This is a genomic window from Gelidibacter algens, assembly GCF_001678675.1.
GTDB classification, from domain to species: Bacteria; Bacteroidota; Bacteroidia; order Flavobacteriales; family Flavobacteriaceae; genus Gelidibacter; species Gelidibacter algens.
Genome location: NZ_LZRN01000041.1, coordinates 20,228 through 36,358, shown reverse-complemented (window position 1 = coordinate 36,358; position 16,131 = coordinate 20,228). Strand labels below are relative to the sequence as shown.

The 16,131-nt window shown below is 37.3% G+C and carries 16 protein-coding genes and 1 pseudogene; 4 read left to right on the top strand and 13 right to left on the bottom strand.

The genetic code is table 11. The features are described 5' to 3' along the window. Nucleotides 1–26: 26 nt before the first annotated feature. The 3 genes and pseudogenes from A9996_RS15695 to A9996_RS15685 all read right to left on the bottom strand — a co-directional run bounded on the left by A9996_RS15695 (nt 27) and on the right by A9996_RS15685 (nt 3,675). A pseudogene (locus tag A9996_RS15695) lies at nt 27–1,508 on the bottom strand (S10 family peptidase). 155 nt (nt 1,509–1,663) lie between these two features. Then, the gene (locus tag A9996_RS15690; RefSeq protein WP_066437214.1) at nt 1,664–2,854 is read right to left on the bottom strand and encodes a sensor histidine kinase; all 1,191 of its coding nucleotides are present in this window, start codon (nt 2,852–2,854) and stop codon (nt 1,664–1,666) included. Nucleotides 2,855–2,901: 47 nt separating this feature from the next. Further along, entirely contained in the window at nt 2,902–3,675 is a 774-nt protein-coding gene (locus tag A9996_RS15685) for a TIGR02757 family protein (RefSeq protein WP_066437211.1), read from the bottom strand. A gap of 204 nt (nt 3,676–3,879) precedes the next feature. Between A9996_RS15685 and A9996_RS19955 the strand changes: the two genes are divergently transcribed. Together A9996_RS19955 and A9996_RS19950 are read left to right on the top strand one after the other, a co-directional pair. Beyond that, entirely contained in the window at nt 3,880–4,023 is a 144-nt protein-coding gene (locus tag A9996_RS19955; RefSeq protein WP_157487235.1) for a hypothetical protein, read from the top strand. Beyond that, complete coding sequence (locus tag A9996_RS19950) at nt 4,010–4,183, top strand: hypothetical protein (protein ID WP_157487234.1); 174 nt, start codon at nt 4,010–4,012, stop codon at nt 4,181–4,183. The genes A9996_RS19955 and A9996_RS19950 overlap by 14 nt, the downstream gene beginning before the upstream one ends. A 5-nt stretch (nt 4,184–4,188) precedes the next feature. On the opposite strand, the gene A9996_RS15680 is transcribed toward A9996_RS19950, so the two are convergent. Together A9996_RS15680 and A9996_RS15675 are read right to left on the bottom strand one after the other, a co-directional pair. Beyond that, a complete protein-coding gene (locus tag A9996_RS15680) occupies nt 4,189–4,848 on the bottom strand; it encodes an ABC transporter ATP-binding protein (protein ID WP_066437209.1) in 660 nt (219 codons plus the stop codon). Nucleotides 4,849–4,896: 48 nt separating this feature from the next. Next, complete coding sequence (locus A9996_RS15675; protein ID WP_066437207.1) at nt 4,897–7,335, bottom strand: DUF5916 domain-containing protein; 2,439 nt, start codon at nt 7,333–7,335, stop codon at nt 4,897–4,899. Nucleotides 7,336–7,542: 207 nt separating this feature from the next. Between A9996_RS15675 and A9996_RS15670 the strand changes: the two genes are divergently transcribed. Then, nucleotides 7,543–7,815 (top strand): hypothetical protein, encoded by a 273-nt coding sequence (locus A9996_RS15670; RefSeq protein WP_066437218.1) that lies wholly within the window; start codon nt 7,543–7,545, stop codon nt 7,813–7,815. 40 nt (nt 7,816–7,855) lie between these two features. Here A9996_RS15670 and A9996_RS15665 read toward each other — a convergent pair whose 3' ends face one another. The 8 genes from A9996_RS15665 to A9996_RS15630 all read right to left on the bottom strand — a co-directional run bounded on the left by A9996_RS15665 (nt 7,856) and on the right by A9996_RS15630 (nt 15,582). Next, a complete protein-coding gene (locus A9996_RS15665; protein WP_066437204.1) occupies nt 7,856–10,096 on the bottom strand; it encodes a TonB-dependent receptor in 2,241 nt (746 codons plus the stop codon). Nucleotides 10,097–10,149: 53 nt separating this feature from the next. Beyond that, nucleotides 10,150–10,488: a hypothetical protein gene (locus A9996_RS15660; protein ID WP_066437200.1), complete on the bottom strand. Its 339-nt coding sequence runs from the start codon at nt 10,486–10,488 to the stop codon at nt 10,150–10,152. Then, nucleotides 10,488–10,982, bottom strand: coding sequence for a DUF6787 family protein (locus A9996_RS15655; protein ID WP_066437197.1), 495 nt, complete (start codon nt 10,980–10,982; stop codon nt 10,488–10,490). Before A9996_RS15655 ends, A9996_RS15660 begins: the two co-directional genes overlap by 1 nt. A 37-nt stretch (nt 10,983–11,019) precedes the next feature. Further along, nucleotides 11,020–11,451 (bottom strand): DUF6146 family protein, encoded by a 432-nt coding sequence (locus A9996_RS15650; RefSeq protein WP_066437194.1) that lies wholly within the window; start codon nt 11,449–11,451, stop codon nt 11,020–11,022. Between the two features lie 124 nt (nt 11,452–11,575). Continuing rightward, nucleotides 11,576–12,217: a DUF937 domain-containing protein gene (locus tag A9996_RS15645; protein WP_066437191.1), complete on the bottom strand. Its 642-nt coding sequence runs from the start codon at nt 12,215–12,217 to the stop codon at nt 11,576–11,578. A 96-nt stretch (nt 12,218–12,313) separates the two neighbouring features. Next, a complete protein-coding gene (locus A9996_RS15640; protein ID WP_066437187.1) occupies nt 12,314–13,276 on the bottom strand; it encodes a D-2-hydroxyacid dehydrogenase in 963 nt (320 codons plus the stop codon). A 107-nt stretch (nt 13,277–13,383) separates the two neighbouring features. Beyond that, nucleotides 13,384–14,448: a 3-phosphoserine/phosphohydroxythreonine transaminase gene (gene serC / locus A9996_RS15635; protein ID WP_066437185.1), complete on the bottom strand. Its 1,065-nt coding sequence runs from the start codon at nt 14,446–14,448 to the stop codon at nt 13,384–13,386. Between the two features lie 75 nt (nt 14,449–14,523). After that, on the bottom strand, nt 14,524–15,582 hold the full coding sequence (locus A9996_RS15630) for an acyl-CoA reductase (protein WP_066437183.1): 1,059 nt from the start codon (nt 15,580–15,582) through the stop codon (nt 14,524–14,526). A 186-nt stretch (nt 15,583–15,768) separates the two neighbouring features. Here A9996_RS15630 and A9996_RS15625 point away from each other — a divergent pair, with 186 nt between their 5' ends. Further along, nucleotides 15,769–16,122 (top strand): 4Fe-4S dicluster domain-containing protein, encoded by a 354-nt coding sequence (locus tag A9996_RS15625; RefSeq protein WP_066437181.1) that lies wholly within the window; start codon nt 15,769–15,771, stop codon nt 16,120–16,122. The last annotated feature ends 9 nt before the right edge of the window (nt 16,123–16,131 follow it).

Genomic DNA, 16,131 nt, shown 5'->3' with positions numbered 1-16,131 from the left:
TTTTTTATGTTTCATATAACACTTACTTAATACCTTGCGGATTTTCCTTTGGAGTCAGAGTCTTTAATAAACTGTCTGATATCATCAGTAGCCAACTTTAAATCCTCTTTTCTCAAATACATCATGTGGCCACTTCTATAGCCTTTAAACTTAACGCGATCTTTCATCCTTCCGCTAGGATCCATTTGTCCTACTGTATATTTGGCAGCAAAGTAAGTGGTTGCGCCATCATAATAACCAGATTGGACGAGGACTTTTAAATATGGGTTTTGAGCCATGGCTTGACGTAAACCATCACGTGTATTATCATTTTGTCTGTCCCATGGGTGCACATCACCAAACATATTATATTTGATATCTGTTTTAAAATTCAGCTCTTCTCTAATATAATAATTGATTGCAGGCGTAAAGGAGTGCAACCAAGAGGTGAGTTCCGCATTATAATCTGGAGAATCTCCTGCAGCCATTTTATCGATACCCAAATAGCGTGAATCTAATCTGCCAATCGTAAACCCTTTATCACGCAACAATTCTTTCCAGAAGAAATTGGTGGGAACATTCAAATTGTGATCAATAATCGAGGTTTTGTTCAACCCCGAATATAAACTCATTTTTTCGGCTACTTCGATTCTTTCTTCATCAGAAATAAAGCCACCTTTTGCTATAGCAGGCATGAGGTTATTGATAGTGTAGGCTTCAACTTCTGGCAAGATTTCCAGTAAATCTTTTTGTTGCAAAGAAGGAGAAAGCGCTTTTTGATACTAAGCTGCTGCTGTAAAATACGGTAAATTTAAGGCAGAGTAAATAGGTTGATCTGTAGCATATATTTTATAATCTGCGGGCGAGACTAAAATAACCCCGTTCAAATACATCCATTGGCTGTTTTGCAATTCTCGAGACAAGCCCATAACCCTTGGACCTCCATAACTCTCACCGATCAAATATTTAGGAGATTCCCAACGGTTTTTTCGTGTTACAAAAGTATTCATCCATTCGGCTAGATATTTAATATCGGCGTTGATCCCAAAAAACGATTTTCGGTCCGGAAGTTTTCCCTCTTTATCTTCCACCATTCTGGAATAGCCTGTATTGACGGGATCGATAAAAACAATATCGGCAACATCCAAAATAGAATGCGGATTGTCCTTAACGCCGTAGGGTTGTACAGGGTAACCTTCGTCGTCCATATTCAAAATCACAGGTCCGGTGTAGGCAATGTGCATCCACGCAGAGGCAGAACCTGGTCCGCCATTAAATGAAAAAATGATGGGACGCTTTTCCTTGTCGCTATTGCTTTTTTTGTAATAGGTGTAAAACAAGGTTGCGGTGGGTTCTCCTTTTTCGTTCCATACAGGTTGTGTACCAGCTGTAGCTTGGTACGAAAGGTTTTGACCGTTTATTACTATGGAATGATTGGTGACAACCATTGTGTCTAAAGGAATTTTTTGCACCTGCGAAAAAAGCAGGCCTGTAGAAATAGTGGCAAGGAATAAAACGAAGTTTTTCATGTAGTCAGAATTTTAACCTTTAAAGATAAAATGTTTTAGGGGATGCCGTTTTTAAAATATGTTAAAAATGCCGAAAACCCAACATCTAAAAACAAGATCCTATCTCAAATATCCAATTCTCAAGGATTTGTTTTAGTTTTGAGACTCCTTCATTTTTATTTGGCAATGGTAAAGGTAAAGACGCTTCCTTTGCCCAATTCTGATTGGACATGGATAGTGCCATCTAATTTATTGACAAGATTCTTAATGGTGCTCAAACCAATACCTGTACTCGGTTTTCTATGAGTATTGGGGAGGCTCGTAAATAATTGGAAAATCATATCCTGTTTACCATCTTCAATGCCAATGCCATTGTCACTTACCGAAAATTCATGATATTTAGGGGTTGAAGCATAGGTTATTTTTAATATCCGTTTTTCTTCATCATTGTATTTCAGTGCATTATCCACCAGATTAATGAGAATTTGTGTCAAAGCTGATTTGTTGATGTTCTTAACCTCATCAGGGCCCGTATATTTAAGGAGATCATTTTTAGCTAACAGCAATTGCTTGATGTCTTCACACAACTCTGGAAGCTGCACGTCTTCCTTCTCAGCCTTCAGAAGTTCGTCCGCTTTATAATGTAACAAAATACCATCGATATAGTCTTTCAGGATTAGTGCAGAATCTTCTATAAAATGAAGGTATTCTAGAGAGGTGTTTGAAATTTTTTCAGTGAGTTCCGCTTTCAAAAGTTGGGTCAGTGACATGATATTGGCCAACGGCGATTTCAAATCATGTGACACGTGGCTTGCAAATTTTTTGAGCTCTAAATTATGTTGGAGAAGTTGTTTTTTAGCAGCTTCAAGTTTTAGATTCTGTCGTCTTAATTCCATTGAATTGACTACTTGCTTTCCTAAAATAAGGAGTGCGTCTGTTTGTGAAGCGCTTAAGATTCTGGGTTGATCATCAAAAACGCATAAAGTACCCAATGCGAAGCCCTCCGGATTAATTAAAGGTACACCAGCATAAAAAACCGCACCAGCATCAGCAATAAGAGGATTGTCGATAAAACGTTCATCCATTCTGGCATCTTTGATTATGTAAATTGGATCATCGCTTAAAATGGCATGTCCGCAAAAAGAGATGTCTCTTGGTGATTCTTGAAAAGGCACTCCATGATGCGATTTGAAGAAATTACGCTCGCCATCAACCATAGTAATCAATGACACAGGAACCTCGCAAATGGTAGCTACAAGTTTGGTTATGTTGTCATAATCTTCTTCAGGGAAGGTGTCGAGCAAACCATATTCTTTAAGCACTTCTGAGCGTATGCGCTCATTGGTGGGCAATCTGGGACTGTGCATAATGTTCTATTTATTTATTAATATACTGAAAAATTGGCATCGCAGTTTTATGATTTTGAAAAGTCTTCAAAAACACCCAAACCAAATAAAGCGAAATCATATTTTACAGGATCATTTTTATCTAATTTTCTTAAGGCATTGTCCAATTCAATCACCGCTTTGCCATCATTTTGAGTTCGTTTCAATAACCCTAAAGACCGTGCCACATTTCCTGAATGGACATCTAGCGGGCACGATAATTGGGCAGGGGATAGGGTTTTCCAAATCCCGAAATCAACGCCATTAGTGTCATCTCTAACCATCCAACGTAAAAACATATTGATGCGTTTGGCTGCTGAATTTTTTAAAGGATCACTCACATGTTTTTGGGTTCTGGATAAATGTTCAATTTCAAAGAATTGTTTTTTAAACTGATGAATGGCACTTTGGGTTGAAAATGCTTCTGAATGTTTAGAAAAAACAGCTTCCAATCCGCCGTGTTGGCTATAGATGTGCTTGAGACTTTTAATGAAATGTATAAAATCATCATCATTAAAGGTTCTATGGACAAAGCCTCTTAGCTTCTCTAAATCATTAGTGTCATGATTCATTACAAAATCAAAAGGAGCCTGATCTAAAAGTGTCATCATCTTTTTTGCGTTTGTGATGATGCTTTTTCGATTGCCCCAAGAGATGGTTGCGGTCAAAAAACCAGCAATTTCAATATCCTCCTTTTCTGAGAATTCATGCGGCACTTGGATAGGGTCACTTTCAATAAAACGCGGATGGTTATAAGCTGTCACTTTAAGATCTAAAAATTCTTTGAGTTCTTGTTTTTTCAAAAGGTTTTGAAATTTATCTTTTCTGTAAAATGCAATACTATTAGCAATTTCCTTGCCATACCACTAACTATGACAAATCTAATATTTTACTAGGGCATATTTCATTTTAACGCAATCAATGTAATTTTAAACTCATAACAGTTTTATGTTTTTTGAGTGCTTGAAATTAGTTAAATTAGAGCAAATCATAAAAATCAGATGCTCATGAAATCTCTTATAAAATTTGGATTTAAATCGGCCGTTGCGCTGTTTGCCATTGGTATTGGTACCAAACTGGGCAAAGATGCAATACATGATTTAAAACAATTTCAAGATAACCGTAAACAAACAAACAATGGAAAATACTAATGATATCGTAGATTCAACATTAAATGTTGTAAACAGTTCAATAACCAATTTTGATAATGTTTTAGGCCACGTGCCGCTTTATAAAAGTGGGCACCAAGTGGGTGGTGCCATAAGCAAACTGATTGATCGTATTGTGGATACGATTCCAGATTTCAAATAATCAACTCAAACTATTTTTCCATCCACCATTACCAATTTCCGGTCTGCCATATCAGCCAATTCTTCGTTATGGGTCACTATAACAAAGGTTTGCCCAAATTGGTCACGAAGTTTAAAAAATAAATTGTGAAGGTTTTCAGCGCTTTCACTATCTAAATTTCCAGAAGGTTCATCGGCAAAAATCAGTTCAGGATTATTGATCAGAGCTCTGGCAACCGCTACTCGCTGTTGTTCGCCCCCTGACAATTCTCCAGGTTTGTGATCGTATCTGTGACTCAATCCTAAAAAATCCAATAATTCTTTCGCGCGCTTTTCAGCATCTTCTTTCGAGGTTCTTTTGATAAAGGCAGGTAGGCATACGTTTTCCAATGCAGTAAATTCAGGCAATAATTGGTGGAACTGAAATATGAAGCCAATATGCTCATTTCTAAACTTAGCCAAATTTTTATCCGATAGGGCCATAATATCTACATCATTGATGTACAAGGTGCTCTGATCTTTGGAGGATGCTCTGTCTAAAGTACCCAAAATATGTAAAAGCGTCGTTTTTCCTGCACCAGAAGCGCCTACAATAGATACGATTTCTCCCTTTTGGATATTGAGATCAACACCTTTCAAAACATGCAGATCAGTGTAATATTTATGGATATTGGTGGCTTTTATCATAGACTAAAAAATGAAGGACAAGTTAGCATTTTGTTTGCTGTTGTACAATTATGAATTGGTATTCTTATGGAACAGGGCTTTGATGTTGCTATAATCAATAAAGTACTGCATTTTTAGAGAAAACGTGTGCTGAATGGATTGTTCAAAAAGCGTCTGTAAATTTTGGCTGTAACTAATTCCAGAAGCATCGTCAGTATTGAACAATTGATTTCTATACAAGACCGTTAAAAAACTACCCGGCGCAAATTGCCATGAATAACTCAAATCCAAATTCCACGTGCTAAAATTGATATCAGGATTGTAACTCAACGCATCTGCAGTGTACCCCGTATCTTTGGTCAGCCTACCGTTAGTTTGTAAGGTATATAATTTATTTTCATAAGCTACCGTGGACCAATAATTTCTAAAGGCCAATCCGAGTCCGTTATTAGCGTCAAAATTATAGGTGGCCCTAAGGCTGTTTTCCATCGTGCGCTGATCACGTTGGCCAAAAATAATTTCATTTCCTCGCTTGGTGACATAGCCTCTATCATTTATGCTCATATTATAATCCAATTCATACACCATTAAAAAGCGTTCACTAAATTTCACTCTTGGTTCAAATCCAAACCAATACTCAGTAGTTTCTCTGCCATCTTCAAAAAAGAGGACCCCACCAATATCAGCATCAAAAGCAAATGTGTTATTATAGTTACTTGAAAAGTAGAGTCGTGAGTTGATACGGTTTTCGTAGATAAAATAGCGTCCTTCTTCTCTAGCCTCAAAATAATCAAACTGCTTGCCCGGCTCTACATTGAAGTTGGCTCCAAAATTATGTAAGGATTTTGTTCGCGCATTAAAACTGGCTCCAAAATTAGTACCAGTATAAACTCCGGGGTTTGCCAAACGTTTGAGGTTGATATAGGAGCTTAGGTTATAATTGTTCAGATTTTTGGAAGGTTCAAACGTTCGGTAAGAAAAATCGACGCCAAAATTGTTGAAGTTATTTCTATTGATAAACCCCAGATCATTGATGTCATAATTGGTGTCGGCATAACTATGGTCAATACTGTACCTGTAATTTCCTGCCGTTTTTCTTGCGATAAAGAAGGAGCTCAATCCTGTCTGTGTCCCGGTATCGCGGTTAACAGAGCTCATTTTTAAATTGCCTTCCAGGTTATAGGTGTTTGTTTTGTTGTTGATATCAAAAAGAAGTCCGGTCACATTCGCATCTCTAAAATGACCGTTTCTTGAAACGTTGGTATTGATAAGACTTACAGATGAATTCCGATTGAACTGTTGGTCAAAGACCATGATGCTATAGTTTGCCAAAGGCTCCACAACCTGAGTTCTTGTTTCTCCTGTCAGGGTGTCTCTGATGACTGCATTGGTCTTTTCAGTGATGGCATTAAACACACCAATACCGAGTCCGTTTTTAGTTCTTCCAGATACCTTAATGGCATTTAATACCTTTACAGAATTGGGAAACTCTATAAGGGTCTCATTATTATTGAGTGTGGTACGTCCGGAGGGACGACTTCCAACGCGCCTTGAAAAAAAGAGATTGCCTTTGCTGAACAAATCAATGCCTTCGGTGAAAAACTGGCGCTGTTCTGAATAGGTTTGTTCAAATGGTCCAAGATTAAGTATAAGATTATCAAAACCCGCCTGACTGAAATCGGGAATCAATGTGGCATCTAAAGTAAAATTTTCAGAAATACCGTACTTAACGTCTAACCCTAAGTTAAGATCAGTATCGGTTTGACCTTCATAGGTATTCAAGAGGGCAGAAGCAAACGGGTAAAGGCTCAATCTGGTGGGAGGCTTAATATTTGTTAAGCCTACCAACTCTCCATGGTAAAGCGACATGTTTCCTTTGGTCACATCAACTGGGCTCCAAGTATAGCGAGACCGATCCCTTCTAAACTGTCTGTGAAATTGAATGCCCCATGTTTGTACTTCTTGATTGGAAAACCGAAGCGCTCTATACGGTATTTTCAGTTCAACAACCCAACCGTCATCAGCAATTTTAACGGCACTATCCCAAACGGCATTCCAGCCAAAATCTTCTCCATTACTTGGGGTTGCTACCGCATCCAATTGCGTTCCTGAAGGCAAGACAAAAAATTCAGTATCATTTTGGGCATCATTATTGGGGTTAAGGATGACTCCAAAAAAATCATTTTGACCAAAGTCATCCCTTCCTGTAAATTGACGCATTATTTTTGTAGGATCATCATATAGATAAGCAGCCACATAAATAGCGTTATCATCATAAGTCATTCGTACAACTGTCCTGTTGCTTGAGGTCTCAATGATTCCCATTTCTGGTTGAAACTGAATAAATCCAGAGGCAGGTTGTGCTATTTGCCAGATGCTGTCATTTAAAACACCATCAATTTTTGGCGGAATTTCAGTTCTAATAATGGATAGGCGTTTCTTTTCCTGAGCCTTCAGCGTACTAAAAAAGGCGCAGCATATGACGACAATGAATAAGCGTAGAGTCATTGAGTGTTATTGTGGTTTAATGTCCATTTAAATTTGAGGTCAAGAAACCTGTTTAATTACAGTTAGATTGCAAATCTAATGAGGTGAGTTTTTTTAATATGCTAACTAAACGTTAAAAATCCAAATCAAATAATATCGATAAGGAATAAATCTCCCTAACTCTTTGGTATATTTATTGCAATACTAGGACGAATTAATATGTATACCATGAATTTAGAAAACTTAAGCAAAAGTAAAAAATTGGTTATGGGTATTGTTTTTGATGCCATTGGAATGATCACTTTTATTGATATTATTTGGGCGCCTGTTTCAGGATTCCTAATGACCAGAATGTATTCTGGTAGAAAGGGTAGAGTTGCCGGAATATTTTCATTTATTGAAGAAATCTTGCCAGGCTTTGACATTATTCCTTCCTTTACCATTATGTGGTTTTACACGAATGTATTTAGCAAGCAACCTAAAGCTATAGAAGTGAAATAAAAAAAATCCCTTTCCTAAATTAGTAAAGGGATTTTTAGTTTTAAAGGGTGTAGGTCAAGCCAACGTTAATGTTTCTCCCCATATTAAAAATACCATCTGATTTTAAGCGCGATAAATGATTGATATAGGTTTTGTCAGTAAGGTTGCTTCCTGAAATCCTTATATCCAAATTGTTTTTGAACAGATTAACGGTACCACCAAAACCTGCACCCAAAAGGTTATAGCCATTGGTTGGTGTTTCAAAATCACTGACATTTGATTGTTTGAAATTAGTGTTTAGCCTTACAAAAGCATATAGTTTTTGAATAGCTTTCGTATTAAATTCAACTCTCAAAGTGTTGGATAGGGAATTGGATGGAATGAGCGGCAAATAGCTGTCATTCTCTTGTTTTCCTGTAACCGTCTCAAAACTACTTTCAATATGCAACCAATCTAGAGGGTGAGGGTGGAAGTGCAACCCTAGTTCTCCACCATATAAATTGGCATTCGATTGTAAATAATTAAAAACAGGCGTGTCATCAATGAGCGCTCCACTAGGGGAAATAAAAATATAATTATTTACTTTGTTATAAAAAGCATTGACAAAAATTTCAACGTGCTCATTTTTAAATTCCAGAGCTAAATCTGCTTGAAAATTCTGTTCATTCTTTAAATTCTCATTTCCTATTTCATAGCGATTAGTGCCTTCATGAGTGCCATCAGAGGTGAGTTCAGCTAAATTTGGGGCTCTATATCCAGAGGCCAAATTTAAACGTGAGGTGATATTTTTAGCAAGGTTTGTTTTAATTCCGACAGCACCATTAAAACTGGAGAACGTCTTGTTTAAACCTGAAATCACATCGATATTTCTATGATCATAGCGTGCTCCAATTTGAATATCAGAATTTTCAAAATGAATGTGCGATGTTGCTAAAAATCCAAAGTCATTGGTGATAGCATCAGGGATTAATTGCTCCTCACCATAGTTGGCATTACTCTGAGTCATACCTTGAACACCAACAATAGTTTCAAACTTACCTAGCGTTGGCAAATTATATTTCACATCATAATTAAAGGTCTTGAGTTTCATGTGAAGCGCTGCTTCCAGAGCTTCATCTTCGTGGGCTTCAGGATCATCATCATATTCCTCATCATCGTGGTCGTCATCACCATGATCATCATGATGCTCTTCAAATTCTTTTCTGTCATTATAGAGCAATCCAAAATTGATCTCAAAACTTGAGTTGTTGAGAAATACGGTCGATTTTGAACTCAACACATGATTGGTAACTTCTTGAAAAGGAAGTAAAGGGGTATTATTAGTGTTTTGTACTCCAAGCTCCTCAGGAATCCCAAGTTTTGAGTTATTGACGTTGTAGCGTAACTCTGTCTTAAAGTTCGATAGCTGATAGCCTAAACCTGCTTTGAGATCTTGTTCTCTAAACCGGCTGTTGGTTACTCTGTATTCAGCGGTGTTATAATCGGCGTGTTCTGCTAAGCTTCCTCTAAACAGAAACTTAAAATGCTCACCAGACGCTTTGTAACCCGCATTGGTGTTGTAGCCTCTTGTGCTGCTAAAATAATTATAACTGGCATCTGCTCCGTTGGTGTTGGCCCGAGCAAATTTTTCAGGATTTAAATAAAGAACACCACCAAGCGCATCACTTCCATAGAGTAGGGAGGCGGGACCTTTAATAACTTCAACACTTTCTATTCCAGAATCGCTTAAGCCTAATCCATGTTCATCACCAAACTGTTGATTTTCTAACCTCACGCCTTGTGTATACACCAACACGCGATTGGAACTTAGGCCTCTAATTACAGGTTTGCCAATACTGACTCCTGTAGTAACGCTTTCTACACCTGGTATTGACGTAATGCCATCAGCTAAAGTCACCGCACCTTTTGCTTTTAGGTTGGCGATAGTTTCTCGCTCAACCATCATAACATTCTCACTTTGTAATTTATGGAAAGGTGTTGAAATAATAATCTCTTCCATTTCAATAGCAGACGGGATCAGTTTAAAATCAAGACTGTTTGCATAAGGAAAGGAGATGTTTTGGGAAAGAGTTTCGTAGCCAATTATAGAAACGATAATGCTATAAGTGCCCTTTGGGATATTATTGAACGCATAATTGCCCTGACCATCTGTGGTAGCACCTTTTTCGAGCTGAGGCAAATAAATATTTGCGAAAATTAAAGGCTCATTTGTGTTTTTGTCAGATACGCTTCCTGTTAAAGTATTTTGCGCGTAAATGGAAGGTATTGCCAATAATAGCAACACACTGAATATATGTTTCATAGGTTTATGTTGATAATTTAATGTGATTTGATTCTGAAGAGATTCAGAATAATTTAGATTAAATTAATTGTAGGGGGACCTCTGAGTGAAAACTGAAGATTTTGATACTCACTTAAAAACGAGTAATGTGTAGGTATAACACAGTTGATTTTAGGAAATTCAATAACCACAACACTATTTTCAGGAATTGTAAAGGGGATGTTTATTTTGAATTTATAAAACTGACAATCAACAACTAGCGTGTGAAAATGCGTATCAGATTCTCCCAAGCACACTTCGTGATGATGTTTTTCAAAAACATGTATGACTTTCACTGCAGTAGGTAGCAAAAATGCAACCACTAATATGAGTGTCAACCCCTTAAAAATAGTATGCTGTCTTACTATGTTCATTAATTTAAAAACTTTTCTAATCCGAGTCTTCTGAACATCTTCTTTTCAAACTCCCAAAAGAATTTAAACTGGCCGAACAACCATCCGTAAGAGACCAATAAAATTTGATAGAAAATTAGTCCTACAAGGAGATATAAAATCCAGTAAAAAACAGTGTTAAAATTATCTTTTGTAATACCGATGAGTGCAATAATAGGTTTTCCAACAAAAACGGAGGAAGATCCTGTAATCGCGAAAACAATGAATACACGAATCATTTCCCATCGATACTCCACAGCCCATTTCCGTTCTAATTTTTTAAAAAGAAATAAAGTTAGTTTCAAAAATAAAAAGAATAGGACAATAGACAGAATTATAACCAGGAATAAATTGATGTTGCCCACAGCTACATCAGCCAGTTTATAGGAAGAATACCCTAATATGAGAATACCCAGAACTGGAAAAAGTAACTGCCAGTTATTTTGTATTTGCCAATTTTTCTTGAAATTTTCCATTGCACTTTTTTGCCGTGCGAAGATACTTTAATTTCCTTTAAATTCGAGGGGTAAAAGGACCTAATCTTTGGTTATACGTTAATTGAAAGTATATAAAATAGTTGTAGAGTTTGTAATTGACCTCATAGCCATAGTCAATAGTTGGCTGGTAATCAATTTGTTGTTCGTACAAACTAATACTGTAGCGTTGTGGTTGAAGGACCCGCTGGTTATACTCTAATACATATTGTCTGTTCCGGGTTTCCATGTATTGTTGTGAATAAAAGCCCTCCGGTTTTGCGGTAGATGCAAGCCAGGCATTAAAGCCAGGTTCTATGATTAGGATTTCATATTCTAATGAATCATTGGCAATTCTGACGGTATCTTGGGCAGTTGTAGTGTTGTTGGAAGCCACACCAGTGAGAGATTTCGTGCTTTTGCACGATACTATAAAGACTCCCAAAAGGATAAGTGTCACAAAGGTTTTCATAACGTTCTAAATTTTTCATCTTAAATTACAAAAATCATACCTGATAGGTTAAGAATTAGCCATTTTTAACAAAAGAACCAAGGCTCTTGGCAAGATCTTTTAACTGATCGATCAAACAGATAGGTTAATTTTTTCCGCCAAATAAGCCACCAATAATTCCTCCAAGGCCTCCTTTCTTTTTATTGCCTCCCAAAACCATTCCTGCAACATCGTCCATAACACTTCCGTCACCGTTGGCATCGAGAATAGACTCTAGAAAGCTTTGTTCGTTTTGTGGTGAGTTCCCTTTTAAAAGTCCGCCCAACATTCCTTCCAATCCGCTGGGACTATCCACATTCTGCTGTTTGGCTTGGTTACCCAAAATACCCATTAAAATTGGCGCTGCAACTTTCAAGATTTGGGCTACGGTTCCCGAATCAATTCCAGCTTTGGCACCAATAGCGTTTTCGACATTGCTCTGTTTGTTTCCAAGTACATGGCCCAATATTTTGCTGCCATCAGTCATGACAGTGTCATCAACGCCACCCCCAAACAAGCTGCCCAAATCATTTAAGATACTACCATCATGTTTACTATTGATAGCGCTGAGCAAACCTTGAGCGCCTTCAGGTGACGATGCGTTGCGTTTCATGGCGGCCATTAAAACAGGCATTCCTATCATTAATACTTCGTGCGCTTTGTTTGGTGGTTGATTGGTTTGACCAGCAACACCGCTGACAATGGATTTTCCAGTATCACTATTTAAAAGATCAAGTATTCCAGACATAAGTAACTCATTTTCAAGTTTGAAAGGTTAAAGTACAAAAAATGCTTACAACACATTGTCTTGTAAGCATTTTTTGGAATATGATGTTGATAACTTTTAAGCCTCTCCAGTTTTCAAAATACTGACAATTTGAGATGCTAATTCAGTACCAATCCTATCTTGTGCCTCATTAGTAGCAGCACCAATATGTGGGGTTAATGATATTTTGCCATTCATTAAAATTTTAACAGCTGGTGTTGGTTCACTTTCAAAAGTATCCAATCCAGCAAAAGCAACTTTTCCACTATCGATAGCTTGAACTAGAGCAACTTCATCAATCACACCACCTCGTGCAGCATTGACTATACCAACACCATCTTTCATGAGACCAAATTGCTTTTCTCCAATCACATAATCATCTTGGGCAGGCACATGTAAGGTGATAAAATCAGACTGCTTAAGGATATCCTTCATGGGTTGTGTCTCAATTTCAACATTGATGAATTGACCATTGTAAAAATCAACTTTAATGGTAGCCTTTCCTACAAATTTATCACTGGCAATAACTCTCATTCCAACACCAAGTGCGATTTTGGCAACTTCACGACCAATACGTCCAAACCCAATAATCCCTAAGGTTTTGCCTCTCAACTCTGTTCCATTGGCATAGCTTTTTTTGAGGCTGTTAAACTGAGAATCACCATCTAATGGCATGTTTCTATTGGCATCATGCAAAAACCGCACACCACCAAATAAGTGGGCAAACACCAACTCTGCAACAGATTGTGATGAGGCCGCAGGGGTATTGATCACATGAAGTCCTTTGCTACGTGCATAATCTACATCAATATTATCCATTCCTACACCGCCACGTCCAATGATTTTAATGCTGGGACAATGGTCAATAAGATCCTTTCTCACCGTTGTAGCACTTCTAACCAACAACACGTCAACACCTTTGTCGTTGATGTAATTGATGAGTTGTTCTTGTGCTACCGTAGTGGTGATCACTTCAAATCCAGCTTCCACCAATGCATCTATACCGCTTTGAGAAATTCCGTCGTTTGCTAATATTTTCATGAAAAAAGTTTTTTACAATCCCATGTTCATGAGACTGTTTAAATTCTAATTAATTATTTTTTATTTGTCCAATATGATAAAGACTGATGCTTTTAATGGCTGATTTCTTAAGCCTTCGTTTCCAATTCGCTCATGACTTCCACAAGTGCCTTAACACTGTCCAAAGAAAGGGCGTTATACATTGAGGCTCTGTAGCCACCAACACTTCTGTGACCACTCAATCCGCTTATTCCAGCTTCTTTTAACATGGTGTCAAAAGTTTCTTTTAAATCGTCATTGGCCAAAGTGAACGTAGCATTCATCATTGAGCGATCTTCTTTTACAGCATATCCCTTAAATAAAGGGTTCAGATCTATTTCAGAATAAATAACACGTGATTTCATTTCATTTACCTTTTCAATGGCTTTGATGCCACCGAGGTTTTTGAGCCATTCCAAAGTTAACATGGAAGTGTAAACTGCAAAGACAGGAGGGGTATTGAACATGCTGCTCTTTTCTATTTGTACTTTATAGTCCATTATGGAAGGGATTTTGCGCGACACTTTACCCAAGATATCTTCTTTGACCACAACGAGCGTCGTTCCTGCAGGGCCCATATTTTTTTGAGCACCAGCATAAATGAGATCAAATTTAGAGAAATCCAGTTGACGGGAAAAAATATCACTACTCATATCGCACACCATCGGGATTGGTGAATCTGGAAACTGCTTTATTTGAGTTCCGAAAATAGTATTGTTAGAGGTGCAATGAAAATAATCATAATCCTTAGGAATAGAATAACCTTTAGGAATGTAGTTATAATTCGCATCCTTTGAAGAGGCCACTTCATGGATATCATCGTAAATTTTCGCTTCCTGAATGGCGTTTTCACTCCATGTTCCTGTGTTCAAATATCCAGCACGTTTTTCTAGCAGATTTAGGGCGACCATAACAAATTGCATGCTTGCACCACCTTGTAAGAATAAAGCCTTATAGCCTTTTCCTTCAAGACCCAAGAGTTCTAAAGCTAACGCTCTGGCATTTTCCATCACGTCCACAAAATGTTTGCTTCTATGAGAAATTTCCAACAAAGACATACCAATATTATTATATTCAATAACAGCCTCTGAAGCTTTTTTCAAGACTTCTTGAGGTAAAATAGAAGGTCCTGCACTAAAATTATGTATTTTCATGGGTTTTGGTTTTTGAAAGATACAAAGGTGCTAAATTCAAAGGGAATAGCCGGTAATAAATTGATAATTTATCGTCTAAATTTTTAATAAAAATGCAATGGTATCGACATTGTCAGCATAGTCCCATAGGTTAGGCTTCTGGGTTTGTCCAAATGCCACAGAATCTTCTATAACGCCTTTAGATACTACACATTGAATGTTTTGAGAGTTCTCTTTGACGTGTTTTTTTAGGGCTTCTAAATCGTTATAGTACTCATAAAACAGCGTTGCAATTGGAGAGCCATAGCTGACATCTTCCTTGATCATCAAAAAGCCATTTTCTAAGAGGTCAAATTCGCTCATTAAATACACCGCCTTGTTATAGTCGTAATTATTGGCATATTTATTTTGATTGATGATAGGATGCCATTCATAAAGACCTTTAAAAAATGCATCAAAATCATAATCTTTGGGCACAAATAATTTAGACACGTTTCGGCAACCCAGTCCGTAATATCTAAAAATATCTTCAGAAAGCGCTGTGAGCTCTTCATCAGTCTCCTTACCGGTTAAGATGGCAACAGAATTCCTGTTTTTTCTGATGATTGAAGGTTTGCCTCTAAAGTAATGTTCAAAATAACGTGATGTATTGTCACTACCTGTGGCTATGACCGCATCAAAATTTGTCAGTTTTTCTTCAGTAAATGTAATGGTCCCTTTAAAATCAGGCTCAATATATTCCAAATATTTTGCCAAATAGGGCAGTAGATGCTTGTCATTGGAGGATTGTTTTACAATCACAGAATGCCCAGAAATAAGGACAGATATAAAGTCATGGAAACCCACCAACGGGATGTTTCCCGCCATTATGATGGCCACTTTTTTTGGAATAACATTTTCAAATTTATAAGGTGTTAACCATTGCTCTATACTATGATTATTTAATGATTTAGACCAGCCCATCAATGAAAAAGAAATATTCTCCTTAGTAAACCAACCGTTGTGTTCATGAGCCAATTTTATTTGATGCTTAAAGCCCTCAAAAAATAGGTTATTGGCACTGACATTTTCATTGTTTTGAAAACCGTCTGTTGAGAATTGTCCTATAAATTCTCCTAGTTTCACAAAAGCGTTAATTCTTTGCTGTAAATCCATTCTGTATTTGGTTATGAATAGTTTTGGCGTTATTTTTGCATCGCAAAGTTAGAAAAATGAAATGAACGAGATTTGTTTAAGTCCCACTTTTTCTGAAAGGTTTTAAAAAATACTCATGTCACTTTAAAATCTATAAAATCTCATCACTTTTTTCTATAGTTTGAAATTTTTAACGACAAAGATGCTATGGCAATTATAATAACAGATGAATGTATCAACTGCGGTGCGTGTGAACCAGAATGTCCAAATACTGCGATATACGAAGGCGCAGACGATTGGAGATATAAAGATGGAACTAGTTTAAAAGGCAAGGTAGTGCTTCCTGACGGAAAGGAAGTGGATTCTGATGAAGCCCAAGAACCTATCAGTGATGAAATTTACTACATTGTTCCAGACAAATGTACGGAATGCAAAGGCTTTCATGATGAGCCACAATGTGCAGCGGTGTGTCCCGTTGATTGTTGTGTCCCTGATGATGACCACATGGAAACCGAAGCGCAACTTTTAGCAAAACAGCGCTTTATGCATCCTGAGGGCTAATAGATATAA

Coding starts and splice junctions, on each gene's coding strand:
- A9996_RS15690 (WP_066437214.1), bottom strand. CDS start 2,854: ATGCACAGTCCCAGATTGCCCACCAATGAGCGCATACGCTCAGAAGTG.
- A9996_RS19955 (WP_157487235.1), top strand. CDS start 3,880: ATGAAATCTCTTATAAAATTTGGATTTAAATCGGCCGTTGCGCTGTTT.
- A9996_RS19950 (WP_157487234.1), top strand. CDS start 4,010: ATGGAAAATACTAATGATATCGTAGATTCAACATTAAATGTTGTAAAC.
- A9996_RS15680 (WP_066437209.1), bottom strand. CDS start 4,848: ATGATAAAAGCCACCAATATCCATAAATATTACACTGATCTGCATGTT.
- A9996_RS15675 (WP_066437207.1), bottom strand. CDS start 7,335: ATGACTCTACGCTTATTCATTGTCGTCATATGCTGCGCCTTTTTTAGT.
- A9996_RS15670 (WP_066437218.1), top strand. CDS start 7,543: ATGAATTTAGAAAACTTAAGCAAAAGTAAAAAATTGGTTATGGGTATT.
- A9996_RS15665 (WP_066437204.1), bottom strand. CDS start 10,096: ATGAAACATATATTCAGTGTGTTGCTATTATTGGCAATACCTTCCATT.
- A9996_RS15660 (WP_066437200.1), bottom strand. CDS start 10,488: ATGAACATAGTAAGACAGCATACTATTTTTAAGGGGTTGACACTCATA.
- A9996_RS15655 (WP_066437197.1), bottom strand. CDS start 10,982: ATGGAAAATTTCAAGAAAAATTGGCAAATACAAAATAACTGGCAGTTA.
- A9996_RS15650 (WP_066437194.1), bottom strand. CDS start 11,451: ATGAAAACCTTTGTGACACTTATCCTTTTGGGAGTCTTTATAGTATCG.
- A9996_RS15645 (WP_066437191.1), bottom strand. CDS start 12,217: ATGTCTGGAATACTTGATCTTTTAAATAGTGATACTGGAAAATCCATT.
- A9996_RS15640 (WP_066437187.1), bottom strand. CDS start 13,276: ATGAAAATATTAGCAAACGACGGAATTTCTCAAAGCGGTATAGATGCA.
- serC (WP_066437185.1), bottom strand. CDS start 14,448: ATGAAAATACATAATTTTAGTGCAGGACCTTCTATTTTACCTCAAGAA.
- A9996_RS15630 (WP_066437183.1), bottom strand. CDS start 15,582: ATGGATTTACAGCAAAGAATTAACGCTTTTGTGAAACTAGGAGAATTT.
- A9996_RS15625 (WP_066437181.1), top strand. CDS start 15,769: ATGGCAATTATAATAACAGATGAATGTATCAACTGCGGTGCGTGTGAA.